The 22833-nt window shown below is 43.4% G+C and carries 14 protein-coding genes; 10 read left to right on the forward strand and 4 right to left on the reverse strand.

Going from position 1 to position 22833, the window contains the following annotated elements; translation table 11 throughout:
* Positions 1–41 precede the first annotated feature (41 nt).
* Both ACJVC5_RS06810 and ACJVC5_RS06815 read left to right on the forward strand, forming a co-directional pair.
* Entirely contained in the window at positions 42–1151 is a 1110-nt protein-coding gene (locus tag ACJVC5_RS06810; protein ID WP_408098615.1) for a Glu/Leu/Phe/Val dehydrogenase dimerization domain-containing protein, read from the forward strand.
* A 176-nt stretch (positions 1152–1327) separates the two neighbouring features.
* Positions 1328–1738, forward strand: coding sequence for a hypothetical protein (locus ACJVC5_RS06815; RefSeq protein ID WP_408098616.1), 411 nt, complete (start codon positions 1328–1330; stop codon positions 1736–1738).
* A 24-nt stretch (positions 1739–1762) separates the two neighbouring features.
* Here the strand turns inward: ACJVC5_RS06815 and ACJVC5_RS06820 are convergent, their stop codons facing one another.
* Positions 1763–4993, reverse strand: coding sequence for a beta strand repeat-containing protein (locus ACJVC5_RS06820; RefSeq protein WP_408098617.1), 3231 nt, complete (start codon positions 4991–4993; stop codon positions 1763–1765).
* Between the two features lie 106 nt (positions 4994–5099).
* On the opposite strand from ACJVC5_RS06820, the gene ACJVC5_RS06825 reads away from it, so the two are divergent.
* The 4 genes from ACJVC5_RS06825 (at position 5100) to ACJVC5_RS06840 (ending at position 11228) form a co-directional block, all read left to right on the forward strand.
* The gene (locus tag ACJVC5_RS06825; RefSeq protein ID WP_408098618.1) at positions 5100–5819 is read left to right on the forward strand and encodes a hypothetical protein; all 720 of its coding nucleotides are present in this window, start codon (positions 5100–5102) and stop codon (positions 5817–5819) included.
* Between the two features lie 73 nt (positions 5820–5892).
* On the forward strand, positions 5893–6990 hold the full coding sequence (locus tag ACJVC5_RS06830) for a hypothetical protein (RefSeq protein WP_408098619.1): 1098 nt from the start codon (positions 5893–5895) through the stop codon (positions 6988–6990).
* A gap of 130 nt (positions 6991–7120) precedes the next feature.
* Complete coding sequence (locus ACJVC5_RS06835; protein WP_408098620.1) at positions 7121–9856, forward strand: TIGR03960 family B12-binding radical SAM protein; 2736 nt, start codon at positions 7121–7123, stop codon at positions 9854–9856.
* 88 nt (positions 9857–9944) lie between these two features.
* Positions 9945–11228, forward strand: a complete 1284-nt coding sequence (locus tag ACJVC5_RS06840) for an ammonium transporter (RefSeq protein WP_408098621.1) — start codon at positions 9945–9947, stop codon at positions 11226–11228.
* Positions 11229–11256: 28 nt separating this feature from the next.
* Here ACJVC5_RS06840 and ACJVC5_RS06845 read toward each other — a convergent pair whose 3' ends face one another.
* Complete coding sequence (locus ACJVC5_RS06845) at positions 11257–11589, reverse strand: hypothetical protein (RefSeq protein ID WP_408098622.1); 333 nt, start codon at positions 11587–11589, stop codon at positions 11257–11259.
* Between the two features lie 177 nt (positions 11590–11766).
* On the opposite strand from ACJVC5_RS06845, the gene ACJVC5_RS06850 reads away from it, so the two are divergent.
* The 4 genes from ACJVC5_RS06850 to ACJVC5_RS06865 all read left to right on the forward strand — a co-directional run bounded on the left by ACJVC5_RS06850 (position 11767) and on the right by ACJVC5_RS06865 (position 19307).
* Complete coding sequence (locus ACJVC5_RS06850) at positions 11767–13512, forward strand: S8 family serine peptidase (RefSeq protein WP_408098623.1); 1746 nt, start codon at positions 11767–11769, stop codon at positions 13510–13512.
* Between the two features lie 94 nt (positions 13513–13606).
* Positions 13607–14284 carry a hypothetical protein gene (locus tag ACJVC5_RS06855; RefSeq protein ID WP_408098624.1) on the forward strand — a complete coding sequence of 226 codons (678 nt, stop codon included), beginning with the start codon at positions 13607–13609 and terminating at the stop codon, positions 14282–14284.
* 76 nt (positions 14285–14360) lie between these two features.
* Entirely contained in the window at positions 14361–16532 is a 2172-nt protein-coding gene (locus ACJVC5_RS06860) for an alpha-ketoacid dehydrogenase subunit alpha/beta (protein ID WP_408098625.1), read from the forward strand.
* 417 nt (positions 16533–16949) lie between these two features.
* Positions 16950–19307, forward strand: coding sequence for a WD40/YVTN/BNR-like repeat-containing protein (locus tag ACJVC5_RS06865; protein ID WP_408098626.1), 2358 nt, complete (start codon positions 16950–16952; stop codon positions 19305–19307).
* Here the strand turns inward: ACJVC5_RS06865 and ACJVC5_RS06870 are convergent.
* The gene (locus ACJVC5_RS06870; RefSeq protein WP_408098627.1) at positions 19304–21856 is read right to left on the reverse strand and encodes a PEP/pyruvate-binding domain-containing protein; all 2553 of its coding nucleotides are present in this window, start codon (positions 21854–21856) and stop codon (positions 19304–19306) included. The genes ACJVC5_RS06865 and ACJVC5_RS06870 overlap by 4 nt on opposite strands.
* Positions 21849–22760 carry a hypothetical protein gene (locus ACJVC5_RS06875; protein WP_408098628.1) on the reverse strand — a complete coding sequence of 304 codons (912 nt, stop codon included), beginning with the start codon at positions 22758–22760 and terminating at the stop codon, positions 21849–21851. The genes ACJVC5_RS06870 and ACJVC5_RS06875 overlap by 8 nt, the downstream gene beginning before the upstream one ends.
* Positions 22761–22833: the final 73 nt, after the last annotated feature.

Raw genomic sequence — 22833 nt, forward strand, 5'->3', positions numbered from 1 at the left:
TAATTTTGGTCACTTGTAAAAAGGTGCCGAAGGAGAACGGTATGTTAACTCTCGAAAAAATGTATTCAATGGGCCACGAAGAAGTTGTCTTCTTCCAGGATAAGTCTTGCGGTCTTAAAGCTATCGTAGGTATCCACGATACAACTCTAGGTCCAGCTCTTGGTGGAACTCGTCTATGGCCATATGCTAACGAAGAAGAGGCCCTAATCGACGTTCTTCGCCTTTCTCGTGGTATGACTTATAAGAACGCTATCTCTGGTCTTAACCTTGGTGGCGGTAAAGCGGTAATCATCGCTGATCCAAAAAACAAAAATGAGGCCCTTTTCCGTTCATTCGGCCGCTTCATCGAATCTCTTAACGGTCGTTACATCACAGCTGAAGATGTAAACACAAACGTTGAAGATATCGAACACATCTTCACTGAAACGAATCACGTAACTGGTGTTGCTCAACAGAACGGTGGTTCTGGTAACCCATCTCCATATACTGCTCTTGGCGTGTTCCGTGGTATCGAAGCTTCTGTTACAAAAGCTTTTGGTTCTCGTTCACTTAAAGGTAAAACAATCGCCATCCAAGGTGTTGGTTCAGTAGGTTTCGAGCTTGCTAAGCTTCTTACTGAAGCTGGTGCAAACATTGTTTATACAGACGTTAACGAGCGTGGAATTCAGCGTATGAAAGACGCTTTCCCAACTGCTAAATTCGTTTCTACAAACGAAATCTTCGGTGTTGCTTGTGACGTATATGCTCCATGTGCTCTTGGTGCTTCAATCAATGATGAAACAATTCCTCAATTGAAAGCTAAGATCGTTTGTGGTGCCGCTAACAACCAACTTAAAGAAGACCGTCACGGCCTTATCCTTAAAGAGAAAGGCATCCTTTACGCTCCAGACTACCTGGTAAATGCTGGTGGTGTAATGAACGTTTCGATCGAGTTTGAAGGTTGGGCAGATTCTAAATCTCGTCGTATGGTTGATACAATCTACGATAAGACTCTTGAAGTGTTCAAAATCTCTGATGAACAAAACATCCCGGTTAACAAAGCTGCGGACGTTATGGCAGAGAACAGAATCGCTGCTATGAGAAATATCAAGAACGGTTACCTTGGTGTTAAAATCAACCACAGAATGCCTGGTCAAAAAAGAAGATTCTAATCCGAAAGGCCCTCGAAAGAGGGCCTTTTTTTATGGTCGACTATCTCGGTTATGACCCATTTTACCTCCTAAACACATTTCTATTTGATCTAACTCCGGCAACTTATCGTTGGCACCAATCATGCTTCTCTTAGAACAGTCAGAAGGTGAAAGACCTACTGGAAAGAGGGGTATTTATGAATAACGCAGAAATTATGGGGCGCTTTAATCATCTGAAGAACAACGTGCAACACTTGTTCTCTGATATGTCTCACCTCGTGGTAGATCGTATCCATAAAATGAGAGAGTCGGATTCTACAATCCATCCGATTCATATTGATAATTATCATTATGAATCTCATCGTATTGATATGGACTATGATCTGGATGATCTTCCACTGACTCTGAATAAAGATCCTGGTCCTGGTGTGAAATACAATTACACGGAGAATTCAGAGTTCGCGCGAGGTGCGCCGAAAGCAGCGGCACATGGGATTGATAGTTTCGGAGAAGAAGATACGTTTGATCCTGATGAGGCCGATGAGCACCAGACTTATCGTGATCGGAAACAGAATTCAGATTTAAGTAAGAGATACTATACACACTGAGAGGGGCCCTGATGAAGGGCCCTTCTAGTAAATACCACTGAGATAATTTCGAATGATCGTTTTTTGGGCCGGAGTTAATGTTCCGGAAATCGCCATCACCTCACCAATCTGACCATCAAATGTTGTATTAATCAAAGTCGAACCACCAGCAAAGCTTTGAGGCGAATCGAAGTCTACCTGAAGGACATGAACAGTGTTAGTTCCCATGTTTGTGTTATGGGTAGTGTTTAGGCCATAAGTCGATCCATCCAGGTTAAGAGTGGCCAAGGTGGTGTCGATATCAAAAGACATTCCATTGTCATCGAGAGCAACGTCAGTGCTAAAGATGTTATGTGGATTTCGGGTCGGTGGAGTCACAAATACGATAAATACCGTTTCGACGTTACTAAGTGCAGTTCCTCCCATACTGAGAGAATCATCGCCATTAAAGACGCGACAAGTTCCTGAAGCACCACAGGCCTGAGTTGTAACGGTACCGCCGTTAGTAACGGCAGGGCTGCCAGTTTTGGCGAGACTTACAAAATCGTTTTTCACCCAAAGGTTAGTATTAGGGAAAACAATTCGTACGCTACTTAAGTTTTGCGTTTGGAAAGTATTAGTTCCAGTGGCTGGATTTCGGCCACCATCCAGGATGGTTGCACCATTAAGGGTGATGGTATTTACACTGGATGAAAGTCCATCAAAGTCATAATCATTGCCTGTTAGGGTATAAGAAAAGGTCAGAGTGGTTGTGCCATCTCCGGCGGTCAATGGGAAATCAATGTTCCCACTCGCAAGGGCCACTCGGATATAAGGAGTACCACCAGTGACATACATAGGCTCAGAGTAAGTAAGAACAAAGGACAACGTTTCTCCGCTTTCGTGAGTGCCTGCAAAGCTGGTTGCAGTCGGAGTTCCAGGTGCAGTGTTATCAATCAGAATGCCTGTCGTATTAGGTGAACCAAAAGCGGCACTGACTCTATTGTCACCAGCATCTCGTGCGTAACCAGTGGTCGTCGGGTATGCATTACTTGAAATAGTCGTTCCAACTGCGACTCCGTTATTATCATTGTCAGAAGCAACGATTGTGTATCTAAAAGTGTGAACTGTAGCGGTGGTATTTGTAGTAGGACGTAGGCAGCGAGCGGTCACCCCAATCGTTACAGTGATACAGGGCTGGGTCGCTGTGATGTTGGTTGTCATCAGTTCGCTGAAAGTTACTGTGAAGTCGAGGTCTTCACCCACGCGGTAAGTTCCATCTGCTGTGATTGGTACAACTGATGTTACAGTTGGTACGACTGTATCAACCAGGAGTCCGGCAGTCGCAGGAACAGGAAATGTAAAGTCAGTGGCATCATTTCCTGCTTGGTCCTTTATGGTAGCAGTATGAGTAAGTGGTGAAGTAAGAGTGACACCGTTATTGTCATTCTTGCCTGTTAAATCACCTTGATGAGTAATGGCAGCAGTGTCGTTACCTGAAAGATAATTCAATGGTGCAGAGGCCCCGCCTACATCCATTGGTAAAGCAACTGCTCCAGTACCTGTGGCACTATAGTGAACGGCTTCAGACCAATTCACAACGAAAGGCATCGCCACAACTGTTGAGTATGTGCGGTTAGCTGGAGGAGTTACGGTATTAATTTTTGGTCTCACACCATCAATTTGAGTGTTAATGATTCCACTTGCTGGGAGAGTTAGTAGTACGTTTGTTCCGGGAATATCTGTGATATTTCCGCCATTCATCCGGATTGTTCCTAGAGCAATTGTTCCATCAGTATCAAGATCACCCTCTTGAATCGTGTAACGGAAAATGAGAGAGCTTTGTCCTGTTCCTGAAACGTAAGGAGCCTCAACCGTGGTTGAACCAATAATGAGTTCAATACTTGGTGTTCCAATTGTTTGATCCACTTTTACTGCTGTATTAAAACCAATTGTCACATTTAAAACCTGGCCGATGTTCCATTTATCATCCGGGGCCGCAGGAAGCGGCCAAACGCGGTCAGTGATATCAGTATTTCTTGCGACTGCGGTTGCCTGAGGCTGAATCGCATTTAGGATAATTCCTGTTGTCGATGGAATGACCAGAGCATTATTAGCTGGAACAACAAAGAAACTCACAAAAGGTGAAGTGGTATCTGTGATGTTGCCGCCGTTTTGAGTCAGGGAAGTTGGAACTGTAATTCCATCCGCATCCACATCTCCCGGTACGGCTGTATAACGGAAAATAAGAGTGTCAGTGCCCGTACCTGACACATATTGCGCCTGACGAACCGTTGAACCAATTGTAATTCCCAAATAAGGAATCCCAGTCACGTTCACGGTACGATCAAATTGAAGAGTAAATTCGAGTGTCTCACCAGCGACATAAGTCGCATTGGCCGGAACAGTGACGTTGGTGACAAACGGATATTGGCCCCAGGAATCGACGGTAGTACTGTAAGCGTTAACCGCTGCAGTTAGACCCGCAAATGTTAAAGTAGCATCATTGCCATTGGCATCTTTGAGAGTGCCGGCACCAATCACTAGTGGAGAAGTGATGGAACTGAATCCATCTGTATCTAAAAGTGTAGTTGGGATGGTATACGAGAAAAGAAGTTTGTCAGTTCCAGAACCAGACACATACTGAACATCTGCATATTGAGTTTGTGGAGCCGGTTGAGCGGCCGCATGAAAATAAACTCTGAAACTTGGAGTAGAACCTGCTACATAAACCGGTTCATTGAAAGTCATTAAAAAGTTTAACTTTTCGTTAGCGTGATAATTCCCTGGCAAGTTTGTAAGTGAAAGGGCAGTGATGGTTGGGCCCGCTGTATCTACTTTTACACTTGGAAAGTTTTTAGTCGTAACCGTGGCCACATCACAATTTGTGATCGTTCCATTGTTGTCGAAGGTCAGTAAACTGCCATTTAGCTCAAGGGCATTAACGTCCACACCATTAGTGTCATTTTCACCGGCCGCGATTGTGTACTTAAAAGTCATTGTACGAGCATTCGGACTGATATCGTAATCAGCGTAACGAGTGGTTGCTCCTACTGTAATACGAAGACGTGGATCTCCTCCGGTAGTGTCCATGATTATGTCGAAAGGAAATGTGACAGTGAATGTGATGGTTTCACCTTCGTCATAGGCCTTTGCAGCTGGAGTCTGAAGAGTGAATTTATTTGTCGTGGGCGCATGATCTGAGATGAGTCCGCCACCAGACGACTTCTCCTTCACCTGACATGAGGAGATAAAGAGGGTAATGATTAATGTAAAAGCCAATCCTAGCGTTTTCATACCTAAGGGCTTTATCGGCTCTTTTCGTGGGCACTTTTAAGGAATACCTGGGTAGGTAAAAGTTGCCACTGCTAGGTTTTTAGGGCAGTTGGGGCAATAGTAAGAAATGATGGTTAGAATACTCTTAGTTCTTACTCTGCTTCTTCAAGTCAGCTGTGCCACAAAGTATATTGTGCCTGGTAACCGTTTTTTGACTCCTGAAAGTCAGGGGCAGGCCCTGCGCGGGCAGATTGAAATTCAACAAACAAATGCCAATCAACTGACTATTGATACTTCTCAGGGAACGGTTGATCAGGGAGTTGTTTACGATGAGGTGAGCCGCACTGGTTTCCTGGCCTCTAACTCTATTTTTGATCAGTTGGATGTTTATTGGTCTCACATCGGAGGAGCAAATTCTTTGGTGGGTCTGAAGTTTCAGTTCCTGGGAGATTCGAGAGTGGCAAAAACTGCCGGTCATAAGATGAGTATCGCCGCCGCCTTGGGCGAAAATGAGCATGAGACTGATGATCAGTCCGTTGAGTTTAATCTCGGCGGTAGAGAATTCATGCTTCTTTATGGTTATCGCTTTTCTGAGAATGTGATGACTTATTCAAGTTTCTCTATGGCGACTTATAAATTTGATGGCGATATTCGCTCTAGTGACCCGGGTCTCAATGGCGCTGATCCTAAATTTGATACTAAAATCCAATCTTTAAGTGCTGGTCTGGAACTATCTTGGGCCACGGTCTTCGGAAAGCTTGAAGGGACTTATCAACAATTAAAAACCACGGACACTAAAGACAAAAATGTCTTCATCGTTGGCTACTCTGTTGGAATGTCATGGTGATGAGGAGCTTTTGCCCCTCATTGAGTCTTGTACTTGATTCTTCTAAAATATGAGAGTGAGAGAGTTCTTCAGTTTGAACAAAATTTTATTCCTTTCTTCAATTCTACTGGTTGCGCAACCGGCGCTTGCGAAATTAGATTTTGAAGATCATGCTTTTCCAGAATTGGTCACTTCGGCCCGTGCTCTTGCCATGGGGAATGCTTATATTAACAAAGTAGATGATTCTTGGTCGGCCTTTTATAACCCTGCCGGATTAGGAACAGTTCGAAAGCCACAATTTCATATCGCGAACATTCATTTGGAAGCGAGTAGTGGTCTTCTCGATGTTATTGGTAATGGTCCTGCTTACGAGATTCCACAAAACTATATTGATTCATTTGATCCTGAAGATATGCGCTCAAAACTTGTGAAGAATCAGGGTGAATTAGCACATTCAAGAATTAACCTTTTCCCAAATATTACTGTAAGAGGTCTGACGTTAGGGTATATGTACTCTCAGCGAGATCGCGCCATTATCAATGATGATGCTGCCAATAACTATGAAATTGCTGAAAGAAAAGATCAGGGGCCAGTGATGGCACTGAATGCTTCGTTCTTTGGAGGAATTTTTAAGCTTGGTGCTTCAGCGGTCTATTTAATGCGTAAAGATCTCTATAAGTCATTCGGTCCAACGGATCCAATAGATGTGAGTAGTAATGATTTTAAAAACGGTAAGAGCTTACAAGTAACGGCCGGTGCTCGTTTAACTCTTCCATGGGACTTTCTACCAACAGTATCTGCTGTATTAAGAAATGCTACTGACAATGATTTTGAAGGAGCTTCTGGTGGTGGATTGCCAGACGCCATCAAACAGACGATTGATGTCGGTGTGTCTATCACGCCACAAATTGGAAAAATCTCTCGTCTGCATCTTGAGGCCAACCTAAAAGATTTAAATGATGCTTATGATACTGACTACAAACGTCGTCTCGCAGCTGGGGCAGAGTTAGATTTTAATCGCCGCCTTTTTGTTCGAGTTGGTTGGGGTGATGGATGGGGATCTGCTGGTCTTGGGGTACGCGCCCGAACATTCATTCTGGACATGACCACTTACGCTGTTGACCGCTCTCTAGATGGCTTCCGTGAGGAAGAGGACCGTCGATGGGTTCTTTCTCTCGCTTCAGGCTTCTAAGATCAGGTACTTAAGTCCTGTTAAATACCCTGTAATTTCGTTCTTTTCCTTTTCAAAAATACCTTCATCTGTTAAAAATCCTCATTCTTAAATAGAGGGTTCGAATCCTTCCACTCAACCATATTTTTGAGTGAAACAAACCAGCGCCGGAGACTTTGTGGCCTCACACAATCCTTATGCTTCCTTCCTAGAAAAAGTTGAAAAACCTGCACGTTATATTGGTGGCGAACATTTCGTGACCAAAAAAAATTGGGACGAGACCATCGGTCGTGTGGCCCTGTGTTTTCCTGATACCTACGAAATTGGGATGAGTCACTTGGGGATGAAGATCCTTTATGATGAAATCAATCAGCACCAATCACTTCTAGCTGAACGTGTGTTTGCTCCATGGGTTGATATGGAGAAAGAAATCCGCTCTCGTGGATTGCATCTTGTTTCTCTTGAAAATTTTAAACCGCTTAAAGATTTCCATATTGTTGGTTTCTCTCTTCAGTATGAAATGAGTTATTCAAATATTTTAAACATGCTTGATCTGGGTGGGATTTCCATCTGGACCAAGGACCGTCAAGAACACGAGCCGTTCGTGATCTGTGGTGGACCATGTGCTACTCACCCTGAGCCGCTTGCTCCCTTCATGGATTTTGTGGTGATTGGTGACGGTGAAAAACTTTTCGCACGCGTGACTCACTTTGTGGGTGAGGCCCGTGCTCGTGGCATGAAACGTGATGAAATCCTTTTTGAACTAGCCAAGTGGAAAGGAATTTACGTTCCTAAGTTTTATGATACGGTCATTGATCCAATGACTCAGATGGAAGTTGTGACTGGGCCAAAAGCTGAATTCGCGGGAGTGATTCCTGATCGTGTTCAACGCTACTTTGTGGATAACCTCGCAAATTATCCATTTCCGACAAAATCTCCGATCCCGCACATGACTGCAATCTTTGACCGTTTCTCGGTTGAGCTTGCTAGGGGCTGTACGGAAGGATGTCGCTTTTGCCAGGCGGGGATGATTTATCGTCCAGTGCGTGAAAGAAATCCAGAGAACGTAGTTCAGATGATGATGGATGGACTTAAGAACGGGGGCTTCGATGAAGCATCTCTTACGTGTCTATCAACTGCAGACTATTCTGCAGTAACTCCACTGGTGCTTGAACTTCTCGATAAATTACATAAAGAAAATGCCACGCTTGGTATTTCTTCTCTTCGTGCTTACGGGCTAGATGAGAGAATTCTTGATAAGCTGGCCGAAGTAAAAAATACTTCTCTGACTTTTGCTCCAGAAGGTGGCTCTCAGAGAATGAGAGACGTGATTAATAAAAACGTTTCGGAAGAAGATCTTCTTAAGACTGCCGAGAACGTATTCTCTCGTGGTTGGACAAAAATGAAGCTCTACTTCATGATCGGTCTACCGACTGAGGAAGATGAGGATGTTGTGGCAATTATGGAAACTGCTGCCAAGGCCCGTAAGAAGGCCACTGAGTGCGGTGTTCGTAATCCAACTGTGACAGTTTCAGTTTCTTCGTTCGTTCCTAAGCCTCATACACCGTTTCAGTGGTCGAATATGATCACGCTTCCGGAAATTGAACGCAAACAGAACATGCTTAAAGACCACGCTGAAAAATATCGTCTGAATTTTAGAAAGCACGTGGCACGTATTTCTGCTCTTGAAGGAATTGTTGCTCGTGGTGACAGACGTATTGCCGACATCATCTATAAAGCTTGGTCTCAAGGTGCTCGCTTTGATGGATGGGATGAAACATTTAAATATGACCTATGGGTGAAATGTGTAGAGGAGTCTGGACTTGATACTCAGATCTTCCTTGGCACGATTCCGATGAATGGGAAACTCGCTTGGGACCACATTGATGTTGGTCTAACTGAAAGATTCCTGGAAATCGAATGGAAGAAAGCGACTCATAACCGTCTTTCTCCTCCGTGCGGAAAAGTTCACGGGATGATTGTTCACCATTCAAACCTTGAATCACTTGAGAAAACTTTCGATATCGATAAGAAGAAACTTGTTTGTTACCACTGTGGTGTGGCCTGTGACCTTAAAGGCATGGTGGAAGAGCGCCGTGACTTCTTAAAAGGCATGAACGCCATTGAAGATGCTCCTTATGTTCAACCTGAAGTCTTAAAGAAAGACATCGTGGAACTTCGTGAGAAGCGTAATCAAGCGATGGGTTTTAAGTATCGTATTGAGTTCTCAAAACTCGGTCCAATTACTTTCATTTCTCACCTGGATCTCCAAAAGGTAATCACGCGAATCTTTAAACGTGCAGGGCTCGAAACTCTTCACTCTGAAGGTTATAATATTCGTCCGCTTCTTTCGTTCGGACCGGCCCTTACTTTAGGTATCAGTTCATTGACGGAATACTTTGACGTTCGTGTTCCAGCTGAGTGGACTGATTTTGACGATATGATGAATCGTCTTCAGACTCACTCCGAGCCGGGGATTATTTTTAAATCGATCTCGGTGATTAACTCGAAGACTCCTTCAATTCAGGATTCGGCGAAGACTTTCACTTACTTTGTTCCAGTGAAGAACGATATTGGAACTGTTGTTGAAAATCTAAAATCTCAAGAGCAGATCATTATTCAGTCCTACTCGAAGAAAGAAGAGAAACTTCTCGATAAAGATATTCGACCGATGCTTCTAGATATGACGACTGGTAATCTGGAACTTAATGAGAAGATCATGGAAATCATCGACGAAGTTTCTCCATGTCGCATGCCGGGGATCTTTGTGACTGCGAAGGTCAATCAGGGGACAAGCATTCGCCCTTCTGAGATTATTGAACTTCTGACCGGTAAAGGTCTGGAAGTTGAAAGACCAATCAAAGTTGCGATTGAGCTTAATGGCTGATGCGCTGAGGTAGAATAAATCTTCATCCTAAATTAAATTAAACTTCTGCTCCTCCCACTCCAATATGCTTGGTCGTCGAGGAGGAGCCATGAAACCCATCTATCTCGTTCATCTCGGTCTAATTTTTCTCTGTGGCCTTTTAGCAACATTCCTTCCTGAAGTTCCCCAAGCAAAAACTGGCGGTCCCATTAATTACGGAGACACTGCCTGGCTTCTGACCGCTTCAGGATTAGTGCTTCTTATGACTCCTGGTCTTTCATTCTTCTATGGAGGAATGGTCCGGAAGAAGAACATGATTTCGACCATGCTTCAATCCATGGTGGCCCTGGGTGTGATCTCAGTTACATGGGTCGCGATTGGATTCAGTCTTTGTTTCGGTGAATCCATCGGAGGCATCATTGGAAATCCCATGACCTATTTCATGTATCGTGGAGTTGGGATGGTGACTCATCCGGATTTTGCTCCGACAATTCCTTTTGCTCTCTTCTCTCTCTTTCAATTGAAGTTCGCGATCATTACTCCAGCTCTTATCAGTGGTGCTTTTGCTGAGCGAGTGAAGTTTTCTTCTTATCTCATCTTTATGTTTCTTTTTTCTATTTTTATCTACGCTCCTCTTGCGCATATGACTTGGCATCCAGATGGACTTCTTCGTGGCTGGGGTGTTTTAGATTTTGCCGGCGGAACTGTCGTGCATATCTCGGCCGGTATGGCCGCGCTGGCGGGATCCATTTATCTTGGACCTCGTCAGGAAATTAATCATGAGGCCCATCAAATTCCTTATGTGATTTTAGGTACAGGACTCTTATGGTTTGGTTGGTTTGGCTTCAATGCTGGCTCTTCACTTGCAGCCAATGAAACAGCGACGCTCGCTTTTATGAATACTAACACTGCTTCCGCAGTTGCGATGCTTACCTGGATGTTTTTAGAGCGCTTAAGAGGTAAGAAGGCCTCGGCACTTGGTGCATGTATTGGCGCTGTGGTTGGCCTGGTGGGCATCACTCCGGCCGCGGGGTTTGTGAGTGTAGGTGCTGCGATTCTGATTGGTTTTATTTCTGCTTCAATTTCAAACTTTGCGCTTTCGCTAAAAGCGAAGACCGACATTGATGACACGCTTGATGTATTCCCTTGTCATGGTCTTGGTGGAATTGTTGGGATGATTTTAACGTCTGTTTTTGCCAAAGACGTGGGACTTATTTACGGTCAGACCACGACCTTCGTGAACCATTGTATTGCTTTAATACTCGTGATGCTTTTCTGTTTTGTGGGATCGTATGCTCTTTATTGGATCAGCAATTTCACTCGACCATTACGAGTCAGCGTGGAAGACGAAACCGTTGGGCTGGATTTATCTCAGCACGGTGAGCACATCTAAAATAAGGAGGGGAGTTTCCCCTCCATTATTAATTTTTAATATCACAAGTATATGTCTGAACGAAATTTCTGAAGGTTCCCCGAACAGCTTTCCCTTTAATTGAGATGACAGTTTTTTCAGGATTCGGAGTGTCGATGTTTCTTCTGTTGCCAGTGATGATGTAGGTATTGCATCCAGGACAACGTGCGACAACTTTTTTAATTTCGATGTTAACGAGATCAACGTTCTCGCGAGCAAAGCAATCTAGGACCTGTGGATGCTTCATAACGGAAAACATTTCAACTGCTTCTGGCCCCATTTTTTGTTGAGCGAAGACTGAGAAAGACATAAGCACAGTGAGAGATGCGATTAAAAATTTCATAATGCCTCCGGGTTAAATAATGAAAATTCTATAGTCTTTTTGGCACCGACCAGTCTTCTGTTGGTGTAAGAATTACACCAGATTTAAGAAATCTTCTGACAGCAAATTTAAACACTTGTCTGAATTTCGAGATTGGGACATAAAAGAGGGCAGTTCATCAACAAAGGAAGGATCCCCATGATGTCAAAGACCGCGCTTCTCGCGCTCGCTCTTCCATTTTCTATTACAGCAGCATTCGCTCGCGTACAAGTCATCCCAAAAGCAGAACAAGATATTAAACTTTTTAAGCAGAACCAATCTCAATACGTTCTGAAAAATGCGAAAGGTACAATTCTTCAAAAATCAGCGACTTCATTTTTAAATGTTCGCCCTGAGAACTGGTTCAACCTTTCTCCGGCCGAAGGCGCTGAAGGTGTTGGTACTGAAGAAACTTATCGTCAATTTGGTGTTGCTCAATCTGAGGACATTATTGTTGCAGTAATTGATTCCGGTGTGGACGTTAACCACGAAGATCTACAAGGTAAAATCTGGATCAATAAGGGTGAGATCGCGAACGACGGTATTGATAACGATGGTAACGGTTATGTGGACGACGTTTTCGGTTGGAACTTCATCGGTGGTTCTAATGGTATGGCGAAGATGGTTGAAGATTCATCTCTTGCAAACGGTATCCGTCTTGTAAAAGGTGATCCTGCTGCTCAAACTGACGCTGATTCACTTGAAGTAACTCGTGAACTCGTTCGTATGAAAAAACTTAAGGCCCGCACAGAGGAGTTAGGAGAAACTCTAACTCCAGCTCAACAGGCCCACCTTGATAAAATTCAAGCAATCGTAACTGAAAACCTTGAGGCCGCGAAAGGTGTTGTTGCTACATACACAACTCGTCTTAACTCATATAAAGAAGCTGAGGCAGTTCTGAGATCTGTTGGTGTAACAACCATGACTCTTGAGGCTGTTCGTGCTGTTGAGTCTGATGATGAAGCAGTTAAGAAAGCAAAAACAACCATGATCACGCTTCTTGCTAATGGCCAGAACGAAGATCGTCTTAACCGCGTACTTGAGTACTACGGTGACCAAGTTAGATACTACTACAATGAGAACTTTAACCCTCGTTCAATCGTTGGTGACAATTACTCTGACATGAATGAGCGCATCTATGGTAACAACGATGTTATCGGTCCTGACTCAAGCCACGGTACTCACGTATCTGGTTCAATTGCGGCCGTTCGTGACAACGGGATTGGTATTAAAGGTGTTGCGACTAACGTAAAAATCATGGCCGTAAGAGTTGTTCCAAACGGTGACGAACGCGATAAAGACGTTGCTAATGGTATCCGTTACGCTGTTGATAACGGTGCTCGCGTGATCAACATGAGCTTCGGTAAAATGTATTCTCCATTTAAGAAAGTGGTGGATGAGGCCGTTCGTTATGCTGAATCAAAAGGTGTTCTTCTTGTTCATGCTGCCGGTAACGACAACAAAAACAACGACGTTACTCCAAGCTTCCCTCAAAGAAGTTATTCAAAAGAGGGCCGTGATTTCAATAACTGGCTAGAGATTGGTGCTTCTTCATTTGAAAAAGGCCTAACTCTTCCAGCTGATTTCTCTAACTACGGTAAGAAGACTGTGGATCTATTTGCTCCTGGTGTTGATATTCTTTCAACAACTCCGGACAACACATACGATACTTACTCTGGTACTTCGATGGCGTCTCCGACTGCTGCTGGTGTGGCGACACTTCTTCTTTCATATGATCCTTCAATGGACGCTGACGCGGTTAAAGCGCTTATGATTGATACTTCTCGCCGCTACCCTAAACTGAAAGTGAACCTGCCTGGAACTGAAACTCCGGTTCTATTCAGCACACTTTCTACTTACGGGTCTGTTCTAGATGTACTATCTGCCACTAAGTCTTTGAAATAATTAAGAAATATTCCTTGTTTAGGGCCCCTTTCGGGGCCCTTTTTCATTAAATCTTAGGCCAAGTATTTTTACTGACTGACCGAAAAGGTCAGATATGAGGATTGGACTAATTCTGCTATTCATTTTACTGGTCGGGTGCGCTGAGACACCTATCAAGCGGTTTCCGGCCTCTGAATCTCCTATTCAAATAGGGGAAGTGGCCCATTCTCAAAGTTCTGTTCAGCTATTTCCTTCTGCCAACGAAAACGATTCTGTGACCTATTATTTTTATCTTCAACTGAAGGACAGTAAGGGAAAGTATGTAGACGTGGCCCCCTCTGAAATAGTGCTTAAATCGAAGAACAAGAGGCCAGTTGGCTTTAAGCTCGAGCGCATTTTAAATGGTCGCTATTATGTGATTGTGGACAAGTCTAAGAGTGCTAAGAGCGTTGATTTTTTTGTTCAAGGAAAGCTTTTGAAAGAGAAGGTGAGTCTGGATTTTCGTCAGCCGGATCGCCGTTATTCGAGTATCAGCATCAAGTCTAAATCCGAAGGTAAAATCACCTTTCAGTTGCGATTGGCAGACAAATCAAATCGTCCCGTAGCTCTTGTTGATCATCCGGAAATTGTTCTGGAAGGTCGTGGGCAGATCGAGAATTTAAAGCATATTCAAGAGGGAATATGGCAATTTACAGTGATTTACCCCGAAGATAATCAAATCATGTATTTTTCAGTCCGCGCTCAAGGCGTTTACCTAGTAAATCTCCTGCGTTACCAACACATAGAGAAATAATACCTACATCCCTTCAAAACTGGATTTTTCCCTCGTAATTAGGGTAAGATGGGGCATCTTTTTTAGGGGAATTACTATGCGCACAAACATCTCAGAAAACGAGGCAACTGCCGTGAATTCGAAATCAAACCCAGAGTACAATAAGAAACTCGACATCATCAAAAAACACAAGCTCACTAAAGCTGATCTTTCTTGGTTTTTGAAGAACATTTATTTGTCTCGTAAAACTGACGACGCTGAAATCACCATGAAGAAACAAAACAAAGCTTTCTTCCAGATTTCTGGTGCTGGTCATGAAGGTATCCTTTCAGCGACTGCAAAAGTTTTAAAACCTAAGCACGATTACTTCATTCCATATTACCGTGACCGCGCGCTTGTGCTTGGTCTTGGTCACTCAGTTTATGAACAACTTTGTCAGGCCAATGGTAACACTGGCGACACTGCTTCTCACGGCCGTCAGATGCCAGCTCACTGGGGTAACGTAAATCTAAACATCGTTTCAAAATCATCTTGTACAGGAACTCAGTTCCTTCAAGCTGTAGGTATCGCTGAAGCAGGTCTTCACCTTAAAAAAATGAAACTGAAAGATTCTCCGGTTTATAACGACCGTGAGATCGTTTACGTTTCATGTGGTGACGGTACAACTTCTCAAGGTGAATTCTGGGAAGGTCTAACAACTGCTTGTGTAAACAAACTTCCAGTTCTATTCATGGTTGAAGATAACGGTTACGCGATCTCAACTCCGACTTGGGTACAAACTCCAGGTGGATCAATTTCAAAAGCTCTTGCTAACTTCCCTGGGCTCAAGATCTTCGTTTGTGACGGTAACTGTCCAATCGAGTCTTACGACACAATGGTAGAAGTAGAAAAATATCTTCGTGCTGGTAACGGCCCGGTACTTGTTCACGCTTCTGTGACTCGTCCATATTCTCACTCTCTTTCTGATGACCACGGTTACTACCGTACGAAAGACGATCTAGCTGATGAGCATTACCGTGACGTATTCAACTCTTTCCCACGTTTCCTGACTGGTACAGGTCTATTCACGACTGATGAAGTGAAGGCCCACCTGGATGAAGCCACGAAAGAAGTTCGCGATGCTATGAACCGCGCACTTGAAACAGCATGGCCTGATAAATCAACTTACAAAGATCACCTATACTCAGACATCGATCCAACATCGTCTGAGTTTGATACGGCTCCTCAGTTCTCTGGTAAGGAAGATATTCCTCTCGCGACTGCGATCAACATGACTCTAAAGTCTGAGATCAAGAAGAACCCTCTTATGATGGTATTCGGTGAGGACGTTGCTGACTTTACAGAAGTTGAAAAATACGAGAACCCTGATCTTAAAGGTAAGGGTGGGGTATTCAAAGTTACTCACGGTGTTCAGAAGGCCGCTAAAGCTGGCCAGGTTTTCAACTCACCACTTGCTGAAGCAAACATCATCGGTCGTGCCATTGGTATGGCAATGAGAGGGCTTAAGCCAGTAGTTGAAATTCAGTTCTTCGACTATATCTGGACCGCTTATATGCAACTTAAGAACGAGATGGCGACTACTCGCTACCGTTCAGGTGGTGACTTTAAATGTCCAATGGTAGTGCGTGTTCCAATCGGCGGATACCTTCGCGGTGGAGCTATGTACCACTCTCAATCTGGTGAATCTCTATTCACACATAACCCTGGTATTCGCGTGGTTTACCCGTCGAACGCTCAGGACGCCATCGGTCTTCTAAGAACAGCGATTCGTTGTGATGACCCTGTTATGTTCCTTGAGCACAAACACCTTTATTACCAAGGTTACAACCGCTCTGCTGATCCAGGCGAGGAATACATGATTCCTTTCGGTAAAGCTCGCGTAGTTAAAGAAGGTAAATCAGCAACAATCGTTGCTTGGGGTGCCCTGGTTCAGAAATCAGTTGAAGCTGCTAAAGAGCTTGAGAAAGAAGGCCATTCAATCGAGATCCTTGATGCTCGTACGATCGCTCCATTTGATTTCGAAGCTGTGTTCAAATCACTTAAGAAGACTCACCGTCTTCTTATCTGTCACGAAGAGCATAAGACATCTGGTTTTGCCGGTGAAATCGCTGCTCGCGTGAATGAAGAAGCATTTGAAACGCTAGATGCTCCGATCCTTCGTGTATGTTCAGAAGATACTCACGTAGCTTACTGTCCGGATCTTGAAGAAGTGATTCTTCCACAGACAAACAATGTGGTTGATGCTCTCAGAAAATTACTCGCTTACTAATCAGAAAAAAATGGGGTGTAGCTCGAAAGAGCTACACCTATGTTCTCTATCGCAAGGTTCCGATCGGTTCACGAACCGGCTGAATCTCCTGACAAGGATTGGACTCAGCTTTCGCCATAGCGATAGTCATTAAAATCATAATACCTACAATCAAGACCTTATTCATATGTCCTCCTGTAGCTTAATATACGGGAATTACTGATTTAATAATAATCAGAAATCAGGAAGGGATTGTTCAGTTTAGCTTAAGGTTGCAGACTATGAGCAGTTATCAGTAAAAGGCCTCTTAAGTTAATCTTTGGCTGGCATCAGGAATAATAGGTCGATAAGTCTTTCTAAATGAGAGCTCTCTTGGTCGTTGCTATTCTTTGTTGCCTCAACTTTTTGGTTTCCTGTGAACCGTCTATTCGTGTGATCATGAATGGAAAATTAACAGAAGCTCCAACGAATCAACCCACTCTTATTTGGAACTATGATCAACCTGTTCTTCGTGCGGGAGAGTCTATTCCTTTTGCATTTTCCAATGGAGTCTCTGGTTACACCACAGATCCAAACGGAATTGGAACTTTTGATCCAAATACACTCATCTATTCTGTTCCGTTGAATCAGGCCCCTCTTACTCATTACATTTATGCTACCGATGGGGCAGGAATGAATGGGAGTAACAATGTTAAAATCGCCGGATTTCAGGTCGGAGAGAGAATTGATTTTCCGATTGCCTTTGGAGATCAAAACTTTGTGACTAGTTCTGCGACCTTGGCCAATGGAGATATTTTCATTTCAAGTATTGTTAGTGATTCACCAGGATGGGAAAGATGGGTCATCAATAAAACATCTGATGTGGGATTAACTTGGACCCAAGTAGATCATTATGCCCCTCATGAGGAAGGGGAATCTCATCCTCTTGCAATGATTGCAAAAAATAATGACTTATATGTGTGTGGTTATCAATGGGAGTATGGTTCTTCCCTCTATAATTCAGAGTGGATCATCAGAAAGACAACAAATGGTGGGACCTCCTGGAGTACCGTCGACCAATATGGGAATGTCCCAGGAGAAGATAATGTTTGTTATGACATTGATTTACATGGGCCCTCAGGGATTCTATATGCAGTCGGATATGATGGACTGGGTGGAGTGATTAAAGAGAGCGTGAATGATGGGGCGACCTGGACAATCATTGGGAGTTTGCCTGCTGTTGACTATTTTTCATCGGTTAAAATTTCTCCCGCCGGGGTTGTCTGGGCCGTCTCAGACCTGGGTGAACTCTGGAAAGGAACCTTCAGCTTAGGTACATGGAACTGGGTCAATGAAGGCACTATTATGGGCGGAACCATTCAAAATAGTGCTTATCAATTACGAGGTGATTTAGAAATTGTCTCCGAAACGGAGGCATATTTCTCAGGAGATAATGGCAGCTGGAGAATTGCGAAAACAACTGATGGGGGAGCGAACTGGGTCAATGTTTATAACGGACCAGCAAATTCATCAGGGCAAGATATTAAATCCTTAAGCAGTGGTGAAATTGTTTCCACTGGATACTTTAATACAACACCACACAGTTATGTCATTTTACAAAGTCCAGATGATGGAACCACCTGGAATGTTCAGTATCAAAGTAATACACCAGCAAAAGAAGGAGTAACAATGATTCCGGCCAATGATGGATCTATCATGGCCTTTGGTGTTTTTGATAATAGTCCTTATCAGATCATTAATATGCGTTCAACTGACAATGGTTTGAGTTGGAGTGAAAGAGGTCTCGTGTTCTTTAAGCAACATTTGTGGACCCAACTTAAAGATTTTAAGAGAGATGCGAATGGAAATTTATGGGCCGTTGGGTATGTCGGTTTTATTGATAATACTTTCTCGGATCCATGGGTGGTGATCAAGAGTGGTGATAATGGAATTAACTGGACCCAAAGTGACGTCTATACCGATGCCGGTAACATGCTGACAGCAGGGGCCATTGCTTTTGGTCCAGCGAATGAAATATATGTCGGTGGTGTTTCCAGTGATGATGGCTTCTACTTGAGAAAATCAAGTGATGATGGTGTCACCTGGAATACGGTCGACGTAAATCCGGGTTATCTTTATGAGGCCCATGTGACAGTTGCACCTGACGGAACTGCTTATTACATGGGAAAAAACGGTGCTACTTGTGATCTCAGAAAAGGGACTGCAAATGGGACGGTGTGGAGTACGGTCCAAACTTTTCCGATTGAACCAGGAAGTATAGGTTGCGACACAAGAGCATTGGAGGCCTTCAGTGATGGTTCTCTGTGGCTTTCAGTAAGAGAGCTTGGTACGGGTCCTGTCAATCAAGGGGTCATTTATCGTTCAACCGATGGAGGAGTGACTTTTACAGAAGTCTTTCGCGAGTCACAGATCCTACATTATCAAACACTCAAACGTCTCGCTAATGGAGACGTCCTGGCCCAATCTTATTACACGGTCATGAAAACTTCAGATAATGGTGCCACTTGGGAGGTCCTTTATGACGGGACTTCAACTTTAAATGAAGTAAAAGGATTTGTTTTGGACAATGTTGGAAGGCCCTATGTCTTAGACGATAATAATCGAGTTTGGGCCCAGAACCAATTTGACCAGACTTGGTTCGTTACTTATGACTACACTTTGATCAACATGCTTTATGGTCGAGAATTAATCAAAATTACAGATTGTGGTAATAGCTCAGGTGTTTGTGTTCTTGCAAAATACGAACAACGGATTCATGGCGCAGTCAATGAAATGATTCCATTGGTTGTTCCTTAAAGAATTTCAATTTCACCCGTATCACCATTCATTCGAACCTTCATTCCGCTTTTAAATCTTTCTGTCGCGTTCTTCACATTAATAATGCACGGAATGCCTAGTTCGCGAGAGATGATCGCCGCATGAGAGAGCATAGAACCCTTTTCAATGATGATGCCTTTTACTCCCACAAAAAAATATCCCCAGGAAGGATCGGTTCTTTCTGCGATGAGGATTTTTCCATTCAAAGAAGGGGCCTGATTGAGATCGAGAACGACTTCACATTGGGTCTCGATCACGCCACCAGAACAAGGAACTCCACGGACGGAATTCGAGGATAAAACTTGGTTTTTCTCAGAAATTTTTTCGACTGGGGTGAGATCATTCACTAGGATCCTGTCGGGAAGCTTCAGGTCTTTTAGTTTCTCCAAATGATTTTTCCGAAGAGAAATGAGTTCTCTCCAGTAACCCGGTCCATAGGTGTCATAGACCAGCGACATCAATTCATCATACGTGAGATAGAAGATGTCCTCAGTTTGATCAATCCACTTTTTGGCCACCAGATTTTTTCCGAGATTCAGAACGAGTTTTCTTGAAAGACCTTTAAAGCGAACTCGGTCAAAACGAGCGTCTTCGCGGAAACAAATGGCCTCAGTGCACTTACTAAATAGTTGCCAGAAAAGTAGCGAGGTGAAAGGTTTCGTGAACCAGTATTTTCTTAGTTCTTTATGAGCATAATCACTTTTTTCACGCTCACGGCTTCGCTGAGACTCTTCACTCATTCCAGCTTTGGCGTATTCCAAAATAAGCTTGATGGTGGTCTCCGGATTTTCCCTTGCGGTTGGGACCTCAATTTTCATCTCCCATTGAGAGCGGTCACCGAATCGGTCAAGGTGCGCCTTAAACTGATGATAGAAATCTCTAAACTCAGAATGCTCCAAAAGTCGGGCCAGGATGTGATGATCTTGGAGGTTTTTTTCCAAAAAATTGGCAACAGCAGGGTTTGCGCGAACGCTTTCAGCGAGACCAATGAGAGAATAAATCGCTTTAGAGCTTTCCAAGTCTTCGCGGTGACTTAATAAATCGTTATAAAGTTGATCGCCGCGACTTCCTGCGAGCCGCCCGGCAAGGATTCGACAGGAGCGATTCAGCACAGAAGAGAAGAAGTCATTTAAAAGCGGAATTTTAATGATCGAGAGGAACTCAGAATCCAAACGACTTAAAAGATGGATGGTTTCAAAGGCATCTTTGGCATGATGAGCATCATGGTTAAAGCGTCCATAAAGCTCTTTAAATTCTTTTTTGTACTTACGGTGGTGACGTCCGGCCATCAGATAGAAACTCGCAAATTTCGGCAAAATCTTGGCGATAATGCGGATCTTTTGTAGGAGTGTGCGCTCAGGCACTTCAATCATGCCGGATGTTCCAATGCCCACCATTTCTTCAAAAGAGGAAGCTGCCTTTTCGCCTCCAAAGGGAAGGAGAGTGTAGACGGAGTACCAATTATTTAAATTGTAATAAATCTGACCACCCCATTGTCCCACCAGATTTTCCAAACTGTGGTTAATGTAGCGAAAATCGTCTTCGGAAAAACCTAAGTAACGAACGAGATTTTTAAAGTTAGCTGAATAACCCCGTGCCAATGCTGTGTAGGTAAGCGGGGTAGACTGCTTAGGATAGTTTTCTGCAATATTGCTGTTATCAAAAATGTGAATGTGTTTACGTGAAGGCACGGTTGTAATGGGTCTTGCTTGGAGAATAAACAATTCTCCATTTTTGAAAGTGAACTCAATATCCAGAAAGTGTTCGACTTTAGAGCTTAATATTGCAGAGGCCTTGAGAAGTTTTTCAATTTCTGTATCCGAGAGGGCAGAAAGCTCTCTCTGATCGTCGGCAAGTTCTTTTTTGATGAGCATGTTACTGCCTTGATCAAAGGCAATGTAGTGCTGCTTCTTGTGGATATGTTTCACTTTTACAATATTGTTTTCTACAATGTAGCGATCGGTGTCGGTCTCTTCGTCCACAATCCCTTGACCTAGACCAGGTCCCGCCACAATCGTTTGTTCCGTAATTTTCCCGAGCGGATCCGCCTGAAAAAGGACGCCAGACTTCTCCCCATCAATCATCGCCTGTACGACGATGTCCATTTTTAAAAGACTCCATGAAAGTCTTCGGTCTACACAATATTGCAGGGCCTTGGTATGAAAGAGAGAATGCCAAACTTCCTTAATCGCTTCATTTAGTTTTTGAGAGATAAAAAGTTTTGTTTCAAAGATCCCGGCGAAAGAATGTTCAGGAGAGTCTTCCAATGAAGCTGAAGATCTCACCGCATAATGAACATTTTTTCCAAGTTCCAAACGTGATGCAGGAATATGCACAGAATGAATAAAACTCTGAGCAAGGTTTTCGATTTTCTTGGCATCTGTTGTTGAGAGTGCTTGATAAAGCTCGTCCCAGATTTTTTTATCCCCCCAGCTTACGAACTCTTCGTGAGTAATTACTGTGAAGGGAGGAACATTTAATCCAAGTGATGAGAGAAATTTGAGAGAGCCGGCCTTGCCTTTAAACATGAAGTTGTCTCCAGGCCTTATAAATGAGAGTGGCCAGTGGAATAAATAAATGAAGGGCCATATAAATTTCGGCCACGGGTTTAAGGTTTTTAAGTCGTGGCCTTACCCCATGTAAAAATATAACTACCAACAATAGTAGGTTGAGAATGAATAGTGGAAGATTCATTCCATCAAGACTCTCAAACAAACTCACCATCACGAAGTTGTTCAAGATGGTAATGATGACCCATAAAGCGGCAAAGGCAAGTGAGCCTTTAAAACCCAGCATAGTTGAATAAATCTGATAGCCCGGCATTTCGTCTTCAGGGAGATAGGTCTTGCGAAGAATCTCCCAAGAAAGACCAGGAAGAACGATAAAACCGATAATGGATAATTTTTCGGGCAAAGACCATGAAAGATGATTTTGATTTAAAAGATAGGCCTCGGCGTACCAGTATAAAAAAAGTCCCACTGGGGCATGAGTGAAAAAGGCATAGAGTCGGTTACTTGAAATGGTCTTCTCCATGAAGAACCACTTACCCATACAAAAAGTAAAAAAAAGGGCCAATAAGAATTCAATGATCGCGTAGGGAAAAATAACATTCATTAAAACGCTGATAATGGTCACGGCGATTAAAAGAACATTAAGATCAGAAAGTTTCAAACGACCCGATGGAATCGGACGGTCAGGAAAAAACTTTTGATCGGTTTTGAAATCTTTAAATTCATCACTGATACGATAATAAAGCAAAAGGAAAAATGTACTGAAGGCGGGGACGAGGAAGTGCCATTCAAATTTTTGAAGTTTGAAATCAAGAAGAATAACGAGGTATATAAAAAGGGTAACGATTAATGAAAGGACCAGACGGGAGCCTGGCTCAAGCTGCTCACGACAATAGCATTGAATCCTTTCAATGAATGACATAAAAACCCCTTTGTTTCATTCTAAAGGGTTCTGGTTTTTGTGCCATAAAAAAAGGCCCCTTTCGGGGCCTTAT

Source organism: Peredibacter sp. HCB2-198 (genome assembly GCF_045999315.1).
Taxonomy (GTDB): Bacteria; Bdellovibrionota; Bacteriovoracia; order Bacteriovoracales; family Bacteriovoracaceae; genus Peredibacter.

Bases quoted from the DNA above. Each gene is read 5' to 3' on its own strand.
- ACJVC5_RS06865 (WP_408098626.1), top strand. From the start codon at position 16,950: ATGAATGGAAAATTAACAGAAGCTCCAACGAATCAACCCACTCTTATT.
- ACJVC5_RS06850 (WP_408098623.1), top strand. From the start codon at position 11,767: ATGATGTCAAAGACCGCGCTTCTCGCGCTCGCTCTTCCATTTTCTATT.
- ACJVC5_RS06855 (WP_408098624.1), top strand. From the start codon at position 13,607: ATGAGGATTGGACTAATTCTGCTATTCATTTTACTGGTCGGGTGCGCT.
- ACJVC5_RS06860 (WP_408098625.1), top strand. From the start codon at position 14,361: ATGCGCACAAACATCTCAGAAAACGAGGCAACTGCCGTGAATTCGAAA.
- ACJVC5_RS06875 (WP_408098628.1), bottom strand. From the start codon at position 22,760: ATGTCATTCATTGAAAGGATTCAATGCTATTGTCGTGAGCAGCTTGAG.
- ACJVC5_RS06810 (WP_408098615.1), top strand. From the start codon at position 42: ATGTTAACTCTCGAAAAAATGTATTCAATGGGCCACGAAGAAGTTGTC.
- ACJVC5_RS06820 (WP_408098617.1), bottom strand. From the start codon at position 4,993: ATGAAAACGCTAGGATTGGCTTTTACATTAATCATTACCCTCTTTATC.
- ACJVC5_RS06845 (WP_408098622.1), bottom strand. From the start codon at position 11,589: ATGAAATTTTTAATCGCATCTCTCACTGTGCTTATGTCTTTCTCAGTC.
- ACJVC5_RS06825 (WP_408098618.1), top strand. From the start codon at position 5,100: ATGATGGTTAGAATACTCTTAGTTCTTACTCTGCTTCTTCAAGTCAGC.
- ACJVC5_RS06815 (WP_408098616.1), top strand. From the start codon at position 1,328: ATGAATAACGCAGAAATTATGGGGCGCTTTAATCATCTGAAGAACAAC.
- ACJVC5_RS06840 (WP_408098621.1), top strand. From the start codon at position 9,945: ATGAAACCCATCTATCTCGTTCATCTCGGTCTAATTTTTCTCTGTGGC.
- ACJVC5_RS06870 (WP_408098627.1), bottom strand. From the start codon at position 21,856: ATGTTTAAAGGCAAGGCCGGCTCTCTCAAATTTCTCTCATCACTTGGA.